Source organism: Leptolyngbya sp. FACHB-60, assembly GCF_014695775.1.
Lineage (GTDB): Bacteria > Cyanobacteriota > Cyanobacteriia > Phormidesmidales > Phormidesmidaceae > Nodosilinea.
Genome location: NZ_JACJOX010000027.1, coordinates 38650 through 57314 on the forward strand (window position 1 = coordinate 38650; position 18665 = coordinate 57314).

Consider the following 18665-nt stretch of genomic DNA (forward strand, 5'->3'; position numbering starts at 1 on the left):
AAACAGGCGGTTTACCGCGCTTCCTTTAACTACTCCTTTGGGCTTAGAAAATAGTTGGGATCGCCCACTGTCAATAGGTTGAGTTTGTGAAAAATGTAAATTTTCTCAACTTTTAAGGTTCGGTTTCAGGTTCGGTTGAGGGGCAATTTTTTATTCGCTATCTGCCATCCTTGCCGCTCAAGTCGCTCACTCACCGCACTGCGTTGCTGCTGGAGTTGATCGCGATATTCAGCGGTTTTGAGGGAATTTTGCCACAGAATCAGGGCATCTTCGCCGTCAGCGTAGTAGCGCCGCCGCCGACCCAAGATCTCAAACCCAAAGCTTTCGTAGAGGGCTAGGGCGCGGCTGTTGGAGGGGCGCACCTCTAGAGTGGCGCGGGTCAGAGCGCGATCGCCCCCTTCTGGGGCGGGTTCTTGGCGATCGCAAGCATCCGCCAGCAGGTTCACTAGCAGCCATTTCCCCAACCCCCGCCGCTGGTAGCGGGGATCGACGGCCAGCACCGTGATGTGAGCTTCATCCAAAATTGCCCAATAGCAGCCCAGACCCAGAAGAGTGGGTTCATCCCTATGGTCTAAGCCCAGTGCTGGGCCGGGCTGTGGTTCTGCATCTTCTGCATCTGAAGCCGTTTGCAGGGCCGCCATCGACGCTGTCGATAGATCGGCCTGATCTCCCTGGATACTATGGGGTTTATGCAACAGCATCAGCAGACAGCTGTTGGGGCTATTTAGCTCACGCTCGTAGCCCTCAGCTGACCACAGCCCTCCTAAAGTGCGCTGGTCAAGGGCCACCAGGGCAGCAATGTCGTCGTGGCACGGAGCTTGGCAAGAAAGGTAGCCCACCAATTTTACGGCTTTTATTTCTGGGGCAAGAAAACTGGCACAGCCCTTAATTGTACACTGGGGGTTGGGGTCACGGGCGCAAGGTCAAAGAACTGGTTGGCCAGTTCAAGGTCACAGCTGTCTCAAATCAATCCTCGAACAACGTTTTTCTGTGAGCGCAACGTCTATGGTTTCGACTTCTCCCCTGCCGGCCTCGATCGCCGATAGCCGCCAGTACCTCCCCCCAGCCAACACCGAAGGAACGCTGTCCCCCAACCAGCAGCTGTTGCCCCTGACCGCCACCACTACCCCCAACGAGCATCTCAGCGTCGGCGGCTGCGATGTGGTGGACTTGGTTGAGCGCTTTGGCACTCCTCTATATATTCTCGACAACCACACCCTGCGCACGGCCTGCCGCCAATATCGCCAGGGGTTTGAGCGCTACTACCCCGGCGAGGCGCTCGTGATCTACGCTTCGAAGGCGTGGAACTGCCTAGCGGTGTGTGCCATTGTGACCGATGAGGGGCTGGGCATTGACGTGGTGTCAGCGGGCGAACTGCTCACGGCCACCGGAGCCGGGGCCGATCCCGATCGCATCTACTTCCACGGCAACAATAAGGCGTTTGAAGAGTTGACCCTGGCGGTCGAGGTGGGCTGCCGCATCGTCGTTGACAACTGGCTAGAACTCAAAACCCTAGGCGAGATCGCCACCAAAGAGGGCAAGACCGTGCCGATTTTGCTGCGGGTTACCCCCGGCATTGAGTGCCACACCCACGAATACATTCGCACTGGCCACCTCGACAGCAAGTTTGGCTTTGACCCCGACCAGATCGAATCGGTGTTTGAGTTCCTAGCGGGCCAGCCACAGCTGCGGTGTTTGGGAGTTCATGCCCACATTGGCTCGCAGATTTTTGAGCTGAACCCCCACACCGACCTGGGGGGCGTGATGGCCCAGTGGATGGTGACGGCCCAGCGCTACGGGCTCACCCTGACAGAACTGGATGTGGGCGGTGGTCTGGGCATTCGCTACACCGAGAGCGATGACCCACCGAGCATCGACACCTGGGTGAAGACCGTATGCGAGAGCGTGATTGCGGCCTGTGAAGCACACAGCATTCCGCTGCCCAAGCTGCTGTGTGAACCGGGGCGATCGCTGATTGGCCCCGCCTGTGTTACCGCTTACCGAGTCGGCAGCCAGAAGGTGATCCCCGGTCTGCGCACCTACGCTGCCATTGACGGCGGCATGTCCGACAACCCCCGCCCGATCACCTACGAGTCGGTATACCGGGCGCTGGTGGCCAACCGCATGGCCGATCCCCTGACCGAAACCGTAACCCTGGCCGGTAAGCACTGCGAGTCTGGCGATATTCTAATTAAGGATGCGGCTCTGCCCGAGCTGAAGAGTGGCGATGTGGTTACTATTGCGGGCACGGGTGCCTACAATTACAGCATGGCTTCGAACTATAACCGGGTACCTCGGCCTGCGGCGGTGCTGGTGGCCGACGGCGATGCCACCCTCATTATTCGCCGAGAAACCGTGGCGGATTTGCTTCGGCAAGACTGTCTGCCCGAAACCCTCAGGCCAAAAGCAAAGTCTACCTAGCCAGCTAACCGTTGCTAGTCTTGGGCAGGGTTTTGCCAGGGGGCTGTCCGGGCCAACCCATCACACAGCCGCTCAGACACCATCCTTTAACGCTGCATGAACTATCTCTGGGAGCAATGGCTAACAAACCTTGACCAGGTTAGGTTCGTGCTCCAGGCGCTCGATATTGCGCTGGTGCTGCTGCTGAGCTATGTGGTGCTCGTCATCATTGGCGAGAAGCGCACCCTGTGGATGGTGCGGGGGCTGATTTTTTTGATGCTGGCGGCTGCCCTGAGCAAGTTCTTGGGGCTAGCTTTACTGGGCTTTGTGCTCGACAAGCTGGTGATTGGCTCGGCGGTGGCCATGGCCTTTATGCTTCAGGGGGAGTTTCGGCGACTGCTGGAGCTGCTGGGCCAGGGGCGGGTATGGGAATTGCTCAGCCCGTCTCGGGAAGCCATGCCCCAGCCCGACAACGTGATCGATGAAATTGTTGACGCTGTTAAGGAACTGTCCCAAAACCGCACCGGGGCGCTGCTCATTCTCGAAATCGACAAGCTGATTGACGAGCGCGACTTTACGGTACCGGGGGTGCGCATCAATGCGGAAGTGTCGAAGGAAATGATTCAAACCATTTTTCAAACCAGCACCCTGCTCCACGATGGGGCGATGCTGGTGCGAGGTTCGCGCATTGCGGCGGCGGGGGTAATTTTGCCGATTTCTGAGCGGGTGGCCTCACGCCAGCTCGGCACGCGCCACCGGGCGGCGATGGGCATTACCGAACGGGTAGAGCATTGTATTTGTGTTGTGGTATCCGAAGAAACCGGCTCTATTTCGCTGGCGGAAGGCGGTATTCTAGATCGGCCTCTAACCAGCAGTCGCCTGCGCAGTATTCTGCGGTCTAAGTTTTCTAAATCGGTAGATCGCGAGGCAGTGGCACCCCAGCTTAGAAGCCTTGGTCGGCGGCTGGGCAGCCTTGGAGTTAACTACGTGCTGCGCTTGTTTCGTCTCCCCTCATCGTCTCCCCGAGAGAAAAAATGACCACCAAGCCTGTTGTTCGCTACGCCCTGCCTGCCGACCTCAAGCCCGATCGCCTACCCCAGCACGTAGCGGTGATTATGGACGGCAACGGACGCTGGGCCAAACGCCGGGGGCTGCCGCGCATCATGGGCCACCGCCGCGGGGTAGATACTCTCAAAACCCTGCTGCGCTGCTGCCGCGACTGGGGCATTGGTGCGCTGACGGCCTACGCCTTTTCGACGGAGAACTGGGGCCGTCCCGTTGAAGAGGTAGATTTTTTGATGGCGCTGTTTGAGCGGGTGCTGCGCCAGGAACTGCTGGAGATGATGGAGGAAAACGTCCGCATTCGCTTTGTGGGCAACCTAGCGGCCCTACCGCGATCGCTCCAGGGCGAGATTCACCAGGCGGTGACTCAGACCCAGGGCAACCACGGCATCGATTTTACGGTAGCCACCAACTACGGCGGTCGGCAGGAGATTGTGCAGGCCTGCCGCGCGATCGCAGAGCAAGTGCAGCAGGGCGAGCTAAACCCCAGCGATATCAGCGAGGAACTATTTAGCCGCCACCTCTATACTTCCGAAATCAGCGATCCCGACCTGCTGATTCGCACCAGTGGCGAAATGCGCATTAGTAACTTTCTGCTGTGGCAACTGGCCTACGCCGAAATCTATGTGACTGATACCCTGTGGCCCGACTTCGACACCTCAGAATTTCACCGAGCGATCTACGCCTACCAACAGCGCGATCGCCGATTTGGCAAGGTTAAGGGATAGAGTTGCCTAATCCGCCTTAGCGCTCCCTCACCCTAAATACCTTTCCATAGGGGGAGAGAAACTTTGGGTCAAAAAGAACTTTGATGTAGAAACGCTAGGTGCTGACCTATTCATCCCAAATCTAAACATTCAAAAATTTATGAATATTCCTACCTGGATCACTGTCTCCCGGCTGCTTGGTGTTCCCCTGCTGCTGCTGCTGCTCCAGGCACCGACGGCGACCCAGCGGTGGTGGGCGGCGGGCATTTTTGTGGTGGCGGCGAGCACCGACTGGCTCGATGGTTACCTGGCTCGCAGGCTTAACCAGGTGACCGAGCTAGGCAAGTTTTTAGACCCTCTGGTGGATAAACTGCTGGTACTGGCTCCCTTGCTTATGCTGGTGGGGCTGGGCCAGGTGCCCGGCTGGGGCGTGTTTTTAATCGTGGCGCGGGAAATTACAATTTCGGGCTGGCGGGTCAACCCGACCATGCAGGGGGGCGCGGTGCCGGGGGCAAACTTGTGGGGCAAGGCCAAAACTGTGGTGCAGATTGTGGCGATCGCCCTGCTCCTAGCTCCGCTACCGGCAGTCTGGGATGGGCCAGCGCAGATTTGCTTTTGGGCGGCGGTGGCGTTGACCCTGGCATCAGGCTTGGTCTATTTATGGCCCCAAATGCAGCCCAGCCGCAGCGCTTAAGCAGGACGGCAGGGCCCAATGCCATAAAAAGTCTGGGGGTTGCTTTATGTCTCTGCCGAGTGTCTGCTAAACTAACGAAGAACTACTTCTTGGAAGCGTGGCTGAGTGGTCGAAAGCGCCTCCCTGCTAAGGAGGTAGGGGAGTAAACCTTCCCTCGTGGGTTCAAATCCCACCGCTTCCGTATTTTGAGTCTACAAAAGCAGCTGATATGAGCACTCATATCAGCTGCTTTTGTTTCTAAACCAGCGGCTCTTAAAGATACAGGTGTACTTAAAGTTCTCCTGTACTGTAGGCTAGGAATAATGGTGCTAATGTACCCATGATTCCCAAGCACATTGCCCTTAAGAATTTTCTTAGCTATCGCAATGCCAGCCTAGACTTTAGCGGGCTGCATGTGGTCTGCGTGGCGGGGCCTAACGGCGCGGGCAAGTCGTCGCTGCTAGAGGCGATCGCCTGGGCGCTGTGGGGCCAGAGCCGAGTAGCCGCCGATGACGACATCATCCACCAGGGCGAGATGGAAGCCCAGGTGACGTTTCAGTTTCACCAGGGTGACCACACCTACCGAGTGATACGCAGCCGCCACCGCAGCCAGGGCACCAGTTTAGAGTTTCAAGTGCACACCGAGGAGGGCTGGCGGGTACTGACCCAGCGCGGGGTGCGGGCCACTCAACTGCTGATCTGCCGCCACCTCCGGCTCGACTACGACACCTTTATTAACTCTGCCTACCTGCGTCAGGGTGGGGCCGACGACTTTATGCTGAAGCGGCCCGGCGAGCGCAAGCAAATTTTGGCCGATCTGCTTAAGCTGCACCAGTATGACCACCTAGCTGAGGGCGCGAAAGAGCAAGCTCGCCAGGCCAAGGCCGAGGCCACCCTGCGTCAGACCCAGCTCGATGAACTCACCGCTGCCCTAGCTGACTACGAACCGACGCTACAGCGGCAGGCCCAGCTCCAGCAGTCGCTGCACGAGATCGATCAGGCTCAGGAGCGCGATCGCCAGCACCACTACCAGCTTCGCTCCCTGGAGCAAACCCACCGTGTCTGCGATCAACAGCTTCAGATGCAGCGGCAACAGCACCAGCACCTGACGGCTCTTTTGCACCAAACCGAAACTTCCCTGGCGGCGCTGACCCGCGAGCAGCAGCAGCAGGACCAGCGTTTGGCCCAGGCCGCCGAAATTGAGATCGGGCTAGCTGAACTGGCAGCTTTAGAGGCGGAAGATGCCCAGCTCAATCAGCACTTCCAACGCTACCAGGCACTAGAGGCGCAGCGTCAGAGCTTAGAAACTGAGTGGCAAGCCCAGTCGGCCGAAGCCCGCACGCGCCTGGGTCAAACCCAGCTCCAGCTGGCGGCATTGCAGGCCCAGATCGCCGATTTAGACACAGCTCTACTGCAAAGCGAAGCCGTTGATGCGGCCCGCCAGCAGTTTCTTATTGCCAAAGCCCGCCTTAAACACTTGGATGCGATTCAGCTTCAGGCTGAACCCTTGCAGCAGCGACGACGACAGCTAGAGGCCGGGTTACAGCAGGCTCAAACCCGGCTTCAAACTCGGCTAGAAGAACTCGCCGCCGCCGCCCAGCAGCTCCAACAGGATCAGGGGAATCCGCCCCAGCTGGTGGCGACCGCCCAGGAGGTGTCAAAAACCCTGAGCTATTTAGAGCAGCGCCGGGCCTACCAGGAACAGGTGCGCGAAAAGGGACTAGAGCGGCGCAGCTTTATGGAAGTGCTCCAGTCTAACCAGCGCACCTGCGAAACCCAAATTGCTCAACTTGGCCAAAAGCTAGGCATGCTGGCTCAACCGGAGGCCGTCTGCCCGCTGTGCGATCGCGCCCTCAAAGCCCGTCACCGCGCCCTGGTTGAAGGTCGCCATCGCCACCAGCAGCAAGAACTGCAAGAGGAGATTTGGGTCATTCGCGAGCAGCTGGCTGTTTCAGAGCGCGAAATTCAGGTGCTGCGGCAGGAGTATCGAGCGGTCGAAGCCGAACTGGAGGCCTACGCCCCAGTGCTGCAAAAGCAGGGCCAGCTCACAGCGGAGATGGCCTCCCAAGCCACCGTCCACGAGCGGCTTCAGGCCCTAGAGGCCGAGCAGCAGCGCCTAGAGCAGTGCCTAACCGAGAACCAGTACGCCCTCGACCTGCGCATGGAGCTGCACCAGATCAACGACACCCTAGCCCAGCTGGCCTACGACGATCGCAACCACGCCCTGACCCGGGGCCAGGTCAATCGGCTGCGCTGGGCTGAGATCAAGCACCACGAGCTGGCCCAGGCGCGCCGCAGACGCCAGCAGCTCGAGCGGCGGCGGCAGCAGCTTGAGGCCGACCGAACTGCCCTTGAGACTGAGCTGGCCCAGCTTCAGGGTGGGACCCAGGGCCAGGCCTTGGTGGCAGCCCAAGCCGCCCTTGAGCAGCTCAGTTACCGCATTGACCATCACCAGCAGGTGCGTCAGGCCCTGCTAACAGCCCAAGTTTGGCGGCAGCGCTACCGGGAGCTAGAAGCAGCTCGCCAGCAGCAGCCCCAGCGGCAAGCCAAGATCGAGGGGCTTCAGGCTCAGGAGCGGCAGCAGCGCCAGGAGCTAGAGCAGTTGAGCACGGCGATCGCCGCCCTAGAGGAGCAGCACCAGGCCTTAGCCTACGATGCGAATGATTTAGAACAGTTAGAGCAGGCGATCGCCGCCCGTCAGCGCCAGCGCGACACTCTACTAGCCCAGCTAGGTGCCCTAGGCCAGGCCCGCCAGCACCTCGACGAGCTGCACCAGGGACTAGCCCAAAAGCAGCAAGAGCTGGCCGCCGTGCGCCAGCGTCAGCGGGTCTACCAAGAGCTGGCCCAAGCCTTCGGCCACAACGGCATCCAGGCGCTGATGATCGAAAACCTGCTGCCCCAGCTAGAGGCTGAAACCAACAACCTGCTGGGCCGTCTGAGTGCTCACCAGCTCCACGTGCAGTTTGCCACCCAGCGGGCCACCAAGCGGGGCCAAGGGGTCATCGACACGTTGGATATTTTGATTGCCGACGCCCAGGGCACCCGCCCCTACGAAACCTACTCGGGTGGGGAAGCGTTTCGGGTTAACTTTGCCCTGCGCCTAGCCCTGGCCCGGCTACTGGCTCAGCGATCGGGGCGGGCGTTACAGCTACTCGTCATCGATGAGGGCTTTGGCACCCAAGATCAGCAGGGGTGCGATCGCCTAATTGCGGCCATCAATGCGATCGCTGCTGACTTTGCCTGCATTCTTACCGTTACCCACGTTCCCCATTTTCGAGCGGCCTTTCAAACCCGTATCGATGTGACCAAAACCCTTCAGGGATCGCAGCTTTCTCTCTCTGCTTAGAACTAGCCCCAAACTCCGTAAATCTTTAAGTAGCTTCTCAGAGTTTTATTAACATTCTTTTTAGATTTTAAGAATTTCCCCTTTAGCCACCTCAGAAATATGTCTTCTGGAATGCAATACGCCCTAGTCAATCGCTTTAATCTAAAGGGTAAGAGCCTGCGGGATCAAAACGAACTGAGTATTAATGACCATTCACGACTCCCCTCATAAATGTTACAGTTGTTTACATATCCCATTAATAACCTTTTACCTATGAGCGTTGTTGGATCCCTTTTAGAAGTTGGTATTGCCGCCGTTGCTGCCGGTCTCATTCTCAAGCGTCAGGCTAAGGAAGCGGCTCTAGAGGCTGAGCCCATTCCGGTGCCGGTGCGAGTTCGCCGCTAGGCTGCGAACCAACCGTCGTTTCTGTGCCAGACAACTGCTGGTTTGCTGGGCTTTGAGCCCCGCCGTTTCCCGTCGCTCTCTCCCCATCGTGCCGCTATGAGAACTGTGCAAAATTCCACCGACCTAGTTCGCACTTACTTAAAAGAAATTGGTAAAGTGCCTTTGCTTACCCACGAAGAAGAGATTGTATTGGGTAAGCAGGTGCAAAAGCTGTCGGCCCTAGAGGCCAAGCGACAGGCTTTAGAAGAGACAGCCGGCCACGGGTTGACCCTGGAACAGTGGGCCAACACCGTCGACATGCCCATCCTTGAACTCAAAGCGATCGTGCGCGACGGCAACCTAGCCAAGCGCAAGATGGTAGAAGCCAACCTGCGCCTCGTGGTCTCAGTAGCCAAGAAATACATCAAGCGCAATGTTGATCTGCTTGACCTGATTCAGGAAGGCACGATTGGTATGCAGCGCGGGGTTGAAAAGTTTGACCCCACTAAGGGCTACCGGTTCTCTACCTACGCCTATTGGTGGATTCGGCAGGCTATTACTCGTGCCATTGCGGAGAAGAGCCGCACCATTCGCCTGCCTATTCACATCACTGAAAAGCTCAATAAGCTCAAGAAAGCCCAGCGCACCCTGTCTCAGCGCTACGGTCGAGCGGCCACAGTGGCTGAGCTAGCCATCGAGTGTGACCTGACCGCCAAGCAAGTGCGCGACTACTTAGAAAAGTCTCGCCAGCCCCTCTCCTTAGATCTAAAGGTGGGCGATAACCAGGACACCGAACTGGGTGAACTGCTCGAAGATGACGGCCCTTCGCCAGAAGACTTTGCCACCCAGGTTTCGCTGCGCCAAGATCTGGAGCGGCTGATGGGCGATCTGACTCCTCAACAGCGAGAGGTGCTTTCGCTTCGCTTCGGTTTGACCGACGGCAAGACAATGACCTTGGCCAAGATTGGCGATCTGCTCTCCATCAGTCGTGAGCGTGTGCGCCAGATTGAACGGGAAGCCCTGACCAAACTGCGCAAGCGCCAGTCTGACATTCGCGAATATCTGGCTAGCTAGTGCAAATGCGCTTCTTGTAGGGTCGCAACGCAAATCGCGTTAAGCCCTATAGCCTAAGGGAAAATTCCCTTGGGCTATCTTTTTGGCGTTGGACAAAGGGCGATGACGGTGGTAAGGGATCCTTCGCGCCAAGTTTAACAACCGTAGCCCAATTGACCAAACCGGGGAAATCCCGCATTCTAGAGTGGTTCTAGCTAGATTCGCCCCCACTGAGGAGTCCCCATGAGCTATCGCATGGACCGCCGTGCCTATGCCGAAACCTTTGGCCCGACGGTAGGCGATCGCGTTCGCTTAGCCGACACCGAGCTAATTATTGAGGTCGAGCAAGACTTCACCACCTATGGAGACGAGGTGAAATTTGGTGGCGGCAAGGTGATCCGCGACGGCATGGGTCAGTCGCCGATCGGGCGCGACGCGGGCGCTGTGGATATGGTGATCACCAACGCCCTAATTTTGGACTGGTGGGGCATTGTCAAGGCCGACATCGGCATTAAAGACGGCAAAATCGACAAAATTGGTAAGGCCGGCAACCCCTACATTCAAGACAATGTCGACATCATCATTGGCCCCGGCACCGAGGTAGTGGCCGGGGAAGGCATGATTGTCACCGCTGGCGGCATTGACAGCCACATTCATTTCATTTGCCCTCAGCAAATCGACACTGCGATCGCTTCCGGCATCACCACCATGATCGGCGGCGGAACTGGCCCGGCCACCGGCACCAACGCCACCACCTGCACCCCCGGTGCCTGGAACATCTGGCGCATGCTGCAAGCCGCCGACGCCTTTCCTATGAACCTGGGCTTTTTGGGCAAGGGCAACAGTGCTCAGCCGGAAGGCTTGACGGAACAGGTGAAAGCGGGTGCCATGGGCCTCAAGCTTCACGAAGACTGGGGCACAACCCCCGCTACCATCGACACCTGTCTTGGAGTAGCTGACGAGTACGATGTCCAGGTAGCGATCCACACCGACACCCTCAACGAGGCGGGTTTTGTAGAAGACACCATCGCCGCCTTCAAAAATCGAGTAATTCACACCTACCACACCGAAGGGGCTGGCGGCGGCCACGCGCCGGACATTATTAAAGTGTGTGGCGAGGCCAATGTGCTGCCGTCATCGACCAACCCCACCCGACCCTACACCCGCAACACCCTCGACGAACACCTCGACATGCTGATGGTGTGCCACCACCTCAGCCCCAGCATTCCCGAAGATATTGCCTTTGCTGAGTCGCGCATTCGCCGCGAAACCATTGCGGCCGAAGACATCCTCCACGATCTGGGGGCGTTTAGCATGATCGCCTCCGACTCCCAGGCCATGGGCCGGGTGGGGGAAGTGGTGATTCGCACCTGGCAGACCGCCCACAAAATGAAGGTACAGCGGGGGCCATTGGCGGAGGATTCTGAGCGCAACGACAACCAACGAGCCAAGCGCTACGTGGCCAAATACACCATCAACCCCGCCATTACCCACGGCATTGCAAATCACGTAGGGTCCATCGAAGCAGGCAAACTGGCAGATATTTGCCTGTGGCGGCCCGCCTTTTTTGGGGTAAAACCCGAAATTGTAATCAAGGGCGGCTTAATCGCTTGGGCGCAGATGGGCGATGCCAACGCCAGCATTCCGACGCCGCAGCCAGTGCACATGCGACCCATGTTTGGAAGTTTTGGGGGGGCGATCGCTGCCACCTCCCTCAGTTTTATTTCCCAAGCTGCGATGGATCTGGGCATTTCTGAACAAATTGGCCTCACCAAATCCACCGCTGCTGTGGCTAACTGCCGCAGCCTCAGCAAGGCCGACATGAAGCTCAACGCCTACCAGCCTCACATGGAGGTCAATGTCGAAACCTACGAAGTGCGGGCCGATGGTGAGTTGCTGACCTGTGAACCGGCCGAGGTTCTACCTATGGCCCAGCGATACTTTCTGTTTTGAACCCAGTCGAGTTAAGCGCATTCCCAACGGATCGGGCCAGGGTTGGTACATCGACTGTGTTGGCTGCTTGAGCAGCTGTCGACAAGCAAGGCCAGCCAATAGCTCAATTGAAAAACACCAGTAAATTAAACCAAAGATTTTTCGGAAGACGTTTACAATGGCCTAGATAACCCAAGTTGAAATAGCGGCAAAACCGAAGCCCGTGCCCTGGTTGTTGAGACAGAGTAAATGACAGCCAGCAACAATCCATTTAGGTCACCAGCTAGCTGGGCAGGCTAGGCCAGAACATTGATTGACAAAATGCTTCTAAAAGTGGCATTGGCTGCTAGTGCTGAAGCTAGAGCGTAGTTCTAAATAGTGATAGTGGCGTCTGCTGCCAAAACGCCCTAGCAGCAGACCTTGAACCACTTCATAAGTTCCTGAAGGCAGGGGTAATTTGTGGTTACCATAAATTTGTTGCGAATGTCATTGAGCGGTGGCAGATTTCCAAGCGTCCACAGTAGAATATAATTGCGCTCAAACATTTATGTTTGAGTTCACTCCTCACACCACACTCCGCCCAGGCCATTGGTCTGGGCGGTTCCTTATTTATAAGGAGCTTCGGCTCAAAAACGCTGAAATACGGTCGGTTTAGCTGAGTTAGCGCCCATCCACTCGGTAGATATTGACCGCTCGCCTAAGAAGCCGGGGGTTGGCTATGATAAGATTGCGTGTGGTTAATAACGGCAAGGAACACAAGGCATGGCAGCCGCTCAGGTAACAGACTCTACATTTAAGCAAGAAGTTCTTGAAAGCACCGTTCCCGTACTGGTTGACTTCTGGGCCCCCTGGTGTGGCCCTTGCCGTATGGTGGCTCCGGTAGTCGAAGAAATTTCTGAGCAGTACGACGGCCAAATCAAGGTCGTTAAAGTCAATACCGACGAGAATCCGAGCGTGGCCAGCCAGTATGGTATTCGCAGCATCCCCACCCTGATGATCTTTAAAGAGGGGCAGCGGGTTGACATGGTGGTGGGTGCCGTACCCAAAACCACCCTAGCAAACACTCTCGAAAAGTATCTCTAGGCCCACCTTTCTCTGCCTAGATCTACCCAGCTTATCCGCACGGTGTGACGAAGGCGATCGCTTCAACCTTTTCACTAAGCGTCAGCGAAAGTACATCGTTGCAGGTTTGGTCACTAGCTTATTAACATCTGATACAACCCTCTAGCGTTAGTTAGTCTCTCGCTAGAGGGTTTTTGCACGGCAGGGGGCAAAATTGTCGCTAGAATGGGGTGCTACCTCTATGGACCCAACAGCGTATGGTTGCGCTCCCCTCAAATTTACCCTCCAACATTCAGGCTGATTTGGCCACGGTGTTTGAGCAATTGTCTCACTTAGAGCATGGCAAGCTCATTCGCCAGGTGCTAGAGACCATTCTGCGCATGATGGGACGGGAGGCAGACCGACTCGACTGGAAGATTTTGAATGCCGCTCTGCTGGACATGGAGCAGGGATTTCAGGTCTTTACCCCCTACCGGCACACCCGCAAAATTACTATCTTTGGCTCAGCTCGCACTGGGGCGATCAGCCCCGACTACCAGCTAGCGGAGAAGTTTGCCAAGCAGATAACCGAGCTGGGCTTTATGGTCATGACCGGCGCCGGGGGCGGCATCATGGAGGCGGGTAACGCCGGGGCGGGCGCAGAGCAATCCTTTGGGCTAAACATTCAGCTGCCCTTTGAGCAGGGCGCTAACCCGGTGATGGAGGGCGACCCTAAGCTGATCAATTTCAAGTATTTCTTTACCCGCAAGCTGTTTTTCCTGCGCGAAAGCGACGCTCTGGTGCTGTTTCCGGGAGGGTTTGGCACCCAAGACGAAGCCTTTGAGTCGTTGACGCTCATTCAGACGGGTAAGGCCGACCCGATGCCCATCGTCATGGTCGATCATCCCGGCGGTAACTACTGGCAGGGGTGGGATAGCTACATTCGCGAGCACCTGCTGAGCCGAGGGCTCATTAGCCCCGACGACCCCAGCCTGTACACGATTACCGACAACGTTGATGACGCCTGCCACGCCATCAGCAGTTTTTACCGGGTATATCATTCCTGCCGCTATACCAGCGATCGCCTCGTCATTCGCCTCAAGAGCGATCTGCCCGAGGGCGCGGTCGACCTGCTCAATCAGGAATTTGGCGACATTCTGGCCAAGGGAACAATCGAAAAGTCTGCCGCCCTGCCCGAAGAGCAGAAAGACGAAACCATCGCTTTGCCCCGGTTGGTGATGCATTTTAACAACCGCGACTTTGGCCGGCTGCACCAGCTAATCTGGCGGCTCAACGATCTAAGCGACCATCGCCCCGAGGCCCAGCACCCCGAGCAGAAGTAGGTGATGTAGGTGGATGGGTAGGTGGGTGGATGGGTTAGGTGGCTTGTTATCCCTGCCGCAATCCAGTACGTTTTCACGCCGTAATCTTTCACTCCTGCACTCGCCTACTCACTTACCCACTACCCACCGACTCCCCAATGACCCAGGTTCAAGCGTTTTTAGAGCAGCTTTACCACGAGTTTAAGGGAGTTTCTGAAGGCCGAGTAGCGTCTTATATTCCTGAGCTAGCGCGGGCTAACCCCGACTGGTTTGGCATTAGCATTGTCACCCTCGATGGCCGCACCTACGAGGTGGGGGATATGGCGCAGAAATTTACCATTCAGTCAATTTCCAAGGTGTTTGTCTATGCCATGGCCCTGGAGGACTATGGTCGTGAAAAACTGCTCAAAAAAGTGGGGGTAGAGCCCACCGGCGATCCGTTCAATTCCCTAATTCGGCTAGATGAGGACTCTAAGCGCCCAGATAACCCAATGGTGAATGCGGGGGCGATCGCCACCACCGGCCTCATCCCTGGCAAAGACCCTGCTGAACGCCTCAACCGACTGCTAGCAATGTTTCAGCGCTATGTCGGCGACGAAGTATTTGTCGATGTGTCTACCTTCATGTCGGAACGATCGACCGGACACCGCAATCGGGCCATGGCCCACCTGATGCTCAACTTCGGCATGATCGACCAGCCCATCGATGAAGCACTCGACCTGTACTTTCAGCAGTGTGCGGTGCTGGTTACAGCCCATGACCTGGCAGTGATGGCCGCAACCTTAGCTAATCAGGGGGTTAACCCCATCACCGGGCAGCGAGCGGTGGGGGCTAAGCACATACGCGACATTCTCAGCGTCATGTACACCTGTGGCATGTACAACTTCGCTGGGGAGTGGGCCTTTCGAGTTGGGATACCTGCCAAGAGCGGTGTTTCGGGTGGCATTCTTGCTGTGGTACCGAACCAGGCTGGCATCGCCGTGTTTTCACCGCTCCTCGACAGTCGCGGCAACAGCGTGCGCGGGCTCAAGGTTTTTGAGGCCCTATCGCAAGAATACGGGTTTCATCTGTTTGACCTATCCCTGGGCCACTGCCGCTTTGCCCAGGCCGTTCAACCCTTAGATGCCGTAGCTCTAGATGCTTAGCCCCCTACCTGCTCACACCAGGGATAGCTCTGGCTTTTGACCGGGCTGCACTAGGCTAGGCCGTTCTGCGGCGGGCTTGGTGACAAATTCTACCACTTTGCCCAGATCCTTAAACATCTTGCTTTCAATGTCGCGGCGGTAGGCCTCGACGACTGAGGTGGCGCGGAAGTAGCGCAGGGCATCAGTGAGATAGCGCACGTGGCGTTCTTCGTCGTACAGCACTGACTCAAGCGCGGCCCGAGTGGCGGTGAGGTGGTCAGGTAGGGCCTTGAGAATGCAGCGAAAACCCCGCACCCCCAGTTCTTCGGCTAGCAGCACGCTGGCCAACAGGTGGGGCAAGGGGGCCGCCGCTAAATCATCGACCTGGTGATAGCGCCGCATGGAGGACTCGCCCACGCTAGAGAGCGACTGCTGGGCAGCTTCGCTGTCTAAGTCGATAAAGTAACCCTCGCGTTCAACAGCCTTGGTAAAGATCTGAGCATGACGCACCTCATCGCTGACGTGGCGCTGCATCTGCTCATCTAGCCAGAGAGGAATCTCGGCGGCTTTGGCAGAGCGAATGTGGGCGACGGTGCGACTGCCCTCAGCCTCCTGCAGCGCTAGGGAGGCGAACAAGTGGGGGCGCCGCTGGGGGTTGGCGGTGCTTTGGCTATAGTAAATGGCGCTGAAGCCGATAAATAAATAGTGCTGGAGCATAGCTGGGGGTAGTTGAGGGCATGGATCCTTTTGGCTATTGTAGAAATTTCTGGCTGTTTGTGCTGCTCGTTCAACCGTCCAACACATAAAGCCGCAGCGACCCAAGTCACTACGGCTTCATGCGTGGTTGAGAACAAGTTTCAGAGGACGATAACGCCGGTTACTTCACCAGGCTAGTTGAGGTTGACGGCCTAGCGAATGTTTTCCCTAAGCTAAATCATCGTCCTCTTCCAGGCCGGCGCTCACGGTCGCAACCGGAGACAGGGGTTCATCGGGAATGGTGGGCTCAGCTGGGGCTGGCGGACCACTGGGGGTTGGCGGCTCAACTGGGGTGGGGAATGGAGGTGTGATGGGGGGGGCAGGAACAGGCGAAATGGCAGGCTGCGGCTCTGGTTCTGGAATGCCCAATTGCTGGCGAGCCTGGGCTAGCAGGTAAGCCGTGCTTGACTGCACGGTGTCGAGCAGCGCCTGACCAGTAGAGGTCATCGATTGGGCATCAGTGGGGCCTTTTTCACTGATGCCAATGTACCAGGCGCGGGTGCTGCGCCCTAGGCCAACCGCAGTACGGTAAAACCATTCGGCCCCCACAAAGGCTAGGCAAACAACTAGCCACAGCAGCAGGCCCACTTCGCGCAGAATATCCCAGGTGCGGGCAAGGGCTTGCTTGTAGATGTCGCCCGTGTCGGTGGAAAATAATAGCTGGCTAACAGTATTGGCCTGCTCTTTGATCGTATCCATAGGTGTAACTCTCCAATAGCTGAGCACAGTTGGGGTACTGATGGCCCCCTGACATAGTAGATGTCGAGTCTATGGGGTGGCTATGGCAAGGTTAGCCCTAGACCAAGCTGAGCCATCATGCGCCCTCGCTCCAGATTTTTTTGAGCACCTGGTCGGGGGTAATATCGGCCAGGGTGCCGGTGGAGGAGGTCAGGGCGACCAAGCGATTTTCGCTTGCGGTGATGGCCTGAACTCTGCTATTGCCAGAGAATAGTCCCAGGGTGTAGACGTTGAGGGCGATCGCCAGCGCTAGGGGATAGCCCTCTACCGCTACTAATAGGTTAGCTGCGGCAATCAATGCTGCCGTCTGTCCTGGGGTCTCAGGCCGCAGAATCTTTAGATTGGGCAAGGCGCTGGCGATCGCAACGGTCTGGGGTGCCGCATCGTCGGTTTGCAGCAGGGCCAGAGGCAGGTCGGGCTGGCGCTGCTGAAAGTCTTTGAGGATGGCGATCCAGCTTTCGGTGGGGTAGGTGGTGCCGCTGGCAGGGGCACCGGGGTAGACCAGCACATAGCCGTTCGTCAGCCCGTTGCTCTGGCGCAGGTTGTCTACGGCAGTCAAGTCTTTGCGGGGCACATTTACCGTGAGGGCGGGCGGTGCGCCGGTAACGTTGATCAGCTTGAGCAGATCGCCATGGTGGGCCGGCTCGGCGGTGCGGGGGGCCGTTGCGGTCAGCAATAAGTTATTGGCAGACCCACTGTAGCCCAGCCGGGTGGGTACGCCACTCAGCCACAGCAGCAGGGCTATAGACCAAGAATCGGTCAGGGTCAGAACGGCGTCGAACTCGCGATCGCGCACAATCCCTAACAGGTTGGCCCAGTCGGCAGGGCTGTTGCTGGCCTTAAAGTTGTAGGGCACCACCTCGGCAACCCCCTTAGAGAGCTGGTAAATAGCCGAAGCGCTGGGGGCCGCAACTACTGATACCTCAGCATTTTCGAAGCTATCCTTGATCTGATTGATGACCGGAAAGAAGCTCAGCTGCGTCTCCGTTTCTCCTGGAACAAGAGCCAGTACCCGCATATGTTACGTCCATGCCTGTTCGCAAGTATTGTAGTGGAACCTGGCCAAGGTTTAGGGGATATGTGGCCTACAAAATGAATTAAATTTCACCCTAAGGGATAAAAATTCCCCAATTTGCCCAGCCCATTATGGTTTTGACCTGTGTCTATGCCCCCCGTTTATGTGCTCATCCCCGCCGCCGGCAGTGGTCGTCGCATGGGGGCCGATCGCAACAAAGTGCTCCTCGATCTACTTGGGCAGCCGATTATCGCCTGGACGCTAAAAGCCGCCGCTCAGGCTGAGGCTGTGGTGTGGATAGGGGTGATTTGCCAGGCGGGCGATCGCCCTACCCTAGAAACCATTGCCAACTCGCTGAACCTGTCTAAGCTAGTGACCTTCATCGACGGCGGCACAACCCGTCAAGAATCGGTCTACAACGGGCTGCAAGCGCTGCCCGCCGAGGCTACCCGCGTGCTAATTCATGACGGAGCGCGCTGCCTGGCCACCCCAGACCTGTTTGATCGCTGCGCCGCTGCCCTAGACACCTGCCCTGGCCTCGTGGCGGCGGTGCCGGTCAAAGACACCATTAAGGTTGTAGATGCCAGCCAGCGAGTTGAGACTACCCCCGATCGCCAGCAGCTATGGGCCGCTCAAACCCCCCAGGGTTTTGATGTGGCTTTGCTGAAGCAGTGCCATCAGCAGGGCATTGAGCAAAGCTGGAGCGTCACCGACGATGCTGCTCTGTTCGAGAAATGCGACCTACCAGTGCAGGTAGTGCCCGGCGAAGAGACGAACCTCAAGGTGACGACGTCGATGGATTTGGCGATCGCAGAATTCATACTAAAACAGCGCCTGGGTTAGCCGAAAGACCTCCCCAAGCACTGCTCCTAGATCCCAGAATTTTGGTCCTAGAGATCGCCGCCGCGCAAAAACAGCAGAAACACAATCACTGGGCCAGAGATGACAATCATGGCAAGCATGGTCAACTGGGCAATGAGCTCAAAATTAATATTGCTCAAAAAACCACTCAAAAAGCTCATGAAACCTCCCAACACAAGGCGACTGGACTGATATAAACTTCATTCAATCCCAGAAGTGGTGTTTTGCCCATAGAACAGCTACAGACCCCGCTCTGGGCTTGGCGTAAAGCT

General features: G+C 57.2%; 17 protein-coding genes and 1 tRNA gene. 13 read left to right on the plus strand and 5 right to left on the minus strand.

Going from position 1 to position 18665, the window contains the following annotated elements; all coding sequences use genetic code 11:
* Positions 1-125 precede the first annotated feature (125 nt).
* The gene (locus H6F57_RS10930) at positions 126-791 is read right to left on the minus strand and encodes a GNAT family N-acetyltransferase (protein WP_277881774.1); all 666 of its coding nucleotides are present in this window, start codon (positions 789-791) and stop codon (positions 126-128) included.
* A 214-nt stretch (positions 792-1005) separates the two neighbouring features.
* On the opposite strand from H6F57_RS10930, the gene lysA reads away from it, so the two are divergent.
* The 12 genes from lysA (at position 1006) to glsA (ending at position 15044) form a co-directional block, all read left to right on the plus strand.
* Positions 1006-2421 carry a diaminopimelate decarboxylase gene (lysA, locus tag H6F57_RS10935; RefSeq protein WP_190630811.1) on the plus strand — a complete coding sequence of 472 codons (1416 nt, stop codon included), beginning with the start codon at positions 1006-1008 and terminating at the stop codon, positions 2419-2421.
* 96 nt (positions 2422-2517) lie between these two features.
* Positions 2518-3438, plus strand: a complete 921-nt coding sequence (gene cdaA, locus H6F57_RS10940) for a diadenylate cyclase CdaA (protein ID WP_190630812.1) — start codon at positions 2518-2520, stop codon at positions 3436-3438.
* A complete protein-coding gene (locus tag H6F57_RS10945) occupies positions 3435-4190 on the plus strand; it encodes an isoprenyl transferase (protein WP_190630814.1) in 756 nt (251 codons plus the stop codon). Before cdaA ends, H6F57_RS10945 begins: the two co-directional genes overlap by 4 nt.
* Positions 4191-4329: 139 nt before the next feature.
* The gene (pgsA, locus tag H6F57_RS10950) at positions 4330-4863 is read left to right on the plus strand and encodes a CDP-diacylglycerol--glycerol-3-phosphate 3-phosphatidyltransferase (RefSeq protein ID WP_190630816.1); all 534 of its coding nucleotides are present in this window, start codon (positions 4330-4332) and stop codon (positions 4861-4863) included.
* Positions 4864-4954: 91 nt separating this feature from the next.
* Positions 4955-5044: transfer RNA gene (locus tag H6F57_RS10955), tRNA-Ser, on the plus strand.
* 138 nt (positions 5045-5182) lie between these two features.
* A complete protein-coding gene (locus H6F57_RS10960) occupies positions 5183-8188 on the plus strand; it encodes an SMC family ATPase (RefSeq protein ID WP_190630818.1) in 3006 nt (1001 codons plus the stop codon).
* Between the two features lie 252 nt (positions 8189-8440).
* The gene (locus tag H6F57_RS27975) at positions 8441-8572 is read left to right on the plus strand and encodes a hypothetical protein (RefSeq protein WP_277873667.1); all 132 of its coding nucleotides are present in this window, start codon (positions 8441-8443) and stop codon (positions 8570-8572) included.
* A 96-nt stretch (positions 8573-8668) separates the two neighbouring features.
* Positions 8669-9625: an RNA polymerase sigma factor, RpoD/SigA family gene (locus H6F57_RS10965; protein WP_190630820.1), complete on the plus strand. Its 957-nt coding sequence runs from the start codon at positions 8669-8671 to the stop codon at positions 9623-9625.
* A 222-nt stretch (positions 9626-9847) separates the two neighbouring features.
* Positions 9848-11557 carry an urease subunit alpha gene (gene ureC, locus H6F57_RS10970; protein ID WP_190630822.1) on the plus strand — a complete coding sequence of 570 codons (1710 nt, stop codon included), beginning with the start codon at positions 9848-9850 and terminating at the stop codon, positions 11555-11557.
* Positions 11558-12298: 741 nt separating this feature from the next.
* Positions 12299-12619, plus strand: a complete 321-nt coding sequence (gene trxA, locus H6F57_RS10975) for a thioredoxin (RefSeq protein WP_190514528.1) — start codon at positions 12299-12301, stop codon at positions 12617-12619.
* 236 nt (positions 12620-12855) lie between these two features.
* Positions 12856-13920: a TIGR00730 family Rossman fold protein gene (locus tag H6F57_RS10980; RefSeq protein ID WP_190630823.1), complete on the plus strand. Its 1065-nt coding sequence runs from the start codon at positions 12856-12858 to the stop codon at positions 13918-13920.
* Positions 13921-14057: 137 nt separating this feature from the next.
* On the plus strand, positions 14058-15044 hold the full coding sequence (gene glsA / locus H6F57_RS10985) for a glutaminase A (protein ID WP_190630825.1): 987 nt from the start codon (positions 14058-14060) through the stop codon (positions 15042-15044).
* Positions 15045-15056: 12 nt separating this feature from the next.
* Here the strand turns inward: glsA and H6F57_RS10990 are convergent, their stop codons facing one another.
* The 3 genes from H6F57_RS10990 to H6F57_RS11000 form a co-directional block, all read right to left on the minus strand.
* Positions 15057-15740: a ferritin-like domain-containing protein gene (locus H6F57_RS10990; RefSeq protein WP_190630827.1), complete on the minus strand. Its 684-nt coding sequence runs from the start codon at positions 15738-15740 to the stop codon at positions 15057-15059.
* Positions 15741-15947: 207 nt separating this feature from the next.
* A complete protein-coding gene (locus H6F57_RS27980; RefSeq protein ID WP_190630829.1) occupies positions 15948-16478 on the minus strand; it encodes a hypothetical protein in 531 nt (176 codons plus the stop codon).
* Positions 16479-16593: 115 nt separating this feature from the next.
* Positions 16594-17535 carry a glycosyltransferase family 9 protein gene (locus tag H6F57_RS11000; protein WP_190630830.1) on the minus strand — a complete coding sequence of 314 codons (942 nt, stop codon included), beginning with the start codon at positions 17533-17535 and terminating at the stop codon, positions 16594-16596.
* Between the two features lie 147 nt (positions 17536-17682).
* On the opposite strand from H6F57_RS11000, the gene ispD reads away from it, so the two are divergent.
* The gene (gene ispD / locus H6F57_RS11005) at positions 17683-18375 is read left to right on the plus strand and encodes a 2-C-methyl-D-erythritol 4-phosphate cytidylyltransferase (RefSeq protein ID WP_190630832.1); all 693 of its coding nucleotides are present in this window, start codon (positions 17683-17685) and stop codon (positions 18373-18375) included.
* 47 nt (positions 18376-18422) lie between these two features.
* Here ispD and H6F57_RS11010 read toward each other — a convergent pair whose 3' ends face one another.
* Positions 18423-18554: a photosystem II reaction center protein Ycf12 gene (locus H6F57_RS11010; protein WP_190630834.1), complete on the minus strand. Its 132-nt coding sequence runs from the start codon at positions 18552-18554 to the stop codon at positions 18423-18425.
* Positions 18555-18665: the final 111 nt, after the last annotated feature.

What these genes read in the sequence shown, in the direction of transcription:
- H6F57_RS10965 (WP_190630820.1), top strand. Translation starts at nt 8,669, where the DNA reads ATGAGAACTGTGCAAAATTCCACCGACCTAGTTCGCACTTACTTAAAA.
- glsA (WP_190630825.1), top strand. Translation starts at nt 14,058, where the DNA reads ATGACCCAGGTTCAAGCGTTTTTAGAGCAGCTTTACCACGAGTTTAAG.
- H6F57_RS11000 (WP_190630830.1), bottom strand. Translation starts at nt 17,535, where the DNA reads ATGCGGGTACTGGCTCTTGTTCCAGGAGAAACGGAGACGCAGCTGAGC.
- H6F57_RS10945 (WP_190630814.1), top strand. Translation starts at nt 3,435, where the DNA reads ATGACCACCAAGCCTGTTGTTCGCTACGCCCTGCCTGCCGACCTCAAG.
- H6F57_RS10960 (WP_190630818.1), top strand. Translation starts at nt 5,183, where the DNA reads ATGATTCCCAAGCACATTGCCCTTAAGAATTTTCTTAGCTATCGCAAT.
- H6F57_RS27980 (WP_190630829.1), bottom strand. Translation starts at nt 16,478, where the DNA reads ATGGATACGATCAAAGAGCAGGCCAATACTGTTAGCCAGCTATTATTT.
- pgsA (WP_190630816.1), top strand. Translation starts at nt 4,330, where the DNA reads ATGAATATTCCTACCTGGATCACTGTCTCCCGGCTGCTTGGTGTTCCC.
- lysA (WP_190630811.1), top strand. Translation starts at nt 1,006, where the DNA reads ATGGTTTCGACTTCTCCCCTGCCGGCCTCGATCGCCGATAGCCGCCAG.
- cdaA (WP_190630812.1), top strand. Translation starts at nt 2,518, where the DNA reads ATGAACTATCTCTGGGAGCAATGGCTAACAAACCTTGACCAGGTTAGG.
- trxA (WP_190514528.1), top strand. Translation starts at nt 12,299, where the DNA reads ATGGCAGCCGCTCAGGTAACAGACTCTACATTTAAGCAAGAAGTTCTT.
- H6F57_RS27975 (WP_277873667.1), top strand. Translation starts at nt 8,441, where the DNA reads ATGAGCGTTGTTGGATCCCTTTTAGAAGTTGGTATTGCCGCCGTTGCT.
- H6F57_RS10990 (WP_190630827.1), bottom strand. Translation starts at nt 15,740, where the DNA reads ATGCTCCAGCACTATTTATTTATCGGCTTCAGCGCCATTTACTATAGC.
- H6F57_RS10980 (WP_190630823.1), top strand. Translation starts at nt 12,856, where the DNA reads ATGGTTGCGCTCCCCTCAAATTTACCCTCCAACATTCAGGCTGATTTG.
- ispD (WP_190630832.1), top strand. Translation starts at nt 17,683, where the DNA reads ATGCCCCCCGTTTATGTGCTCATCCCCGCCGCCGGCAGTGGTCGTCGC.
- ureC (WP_190630822.1), top strand. Translation starts at nt 9,848, where the DNA reads ATGAGCTATCGCATGGACCGCCGTGCCTATGCCGAAACCTTTGGCCCG.
- H6F57_RS11010 (WP_190630834.1), bottom strand. Translation starts at nt 18,554, where the DNA reads ATGAGCTTTTTGAGTGGTTTTTTGAGCAATATTAATTTTGAGCTCATT.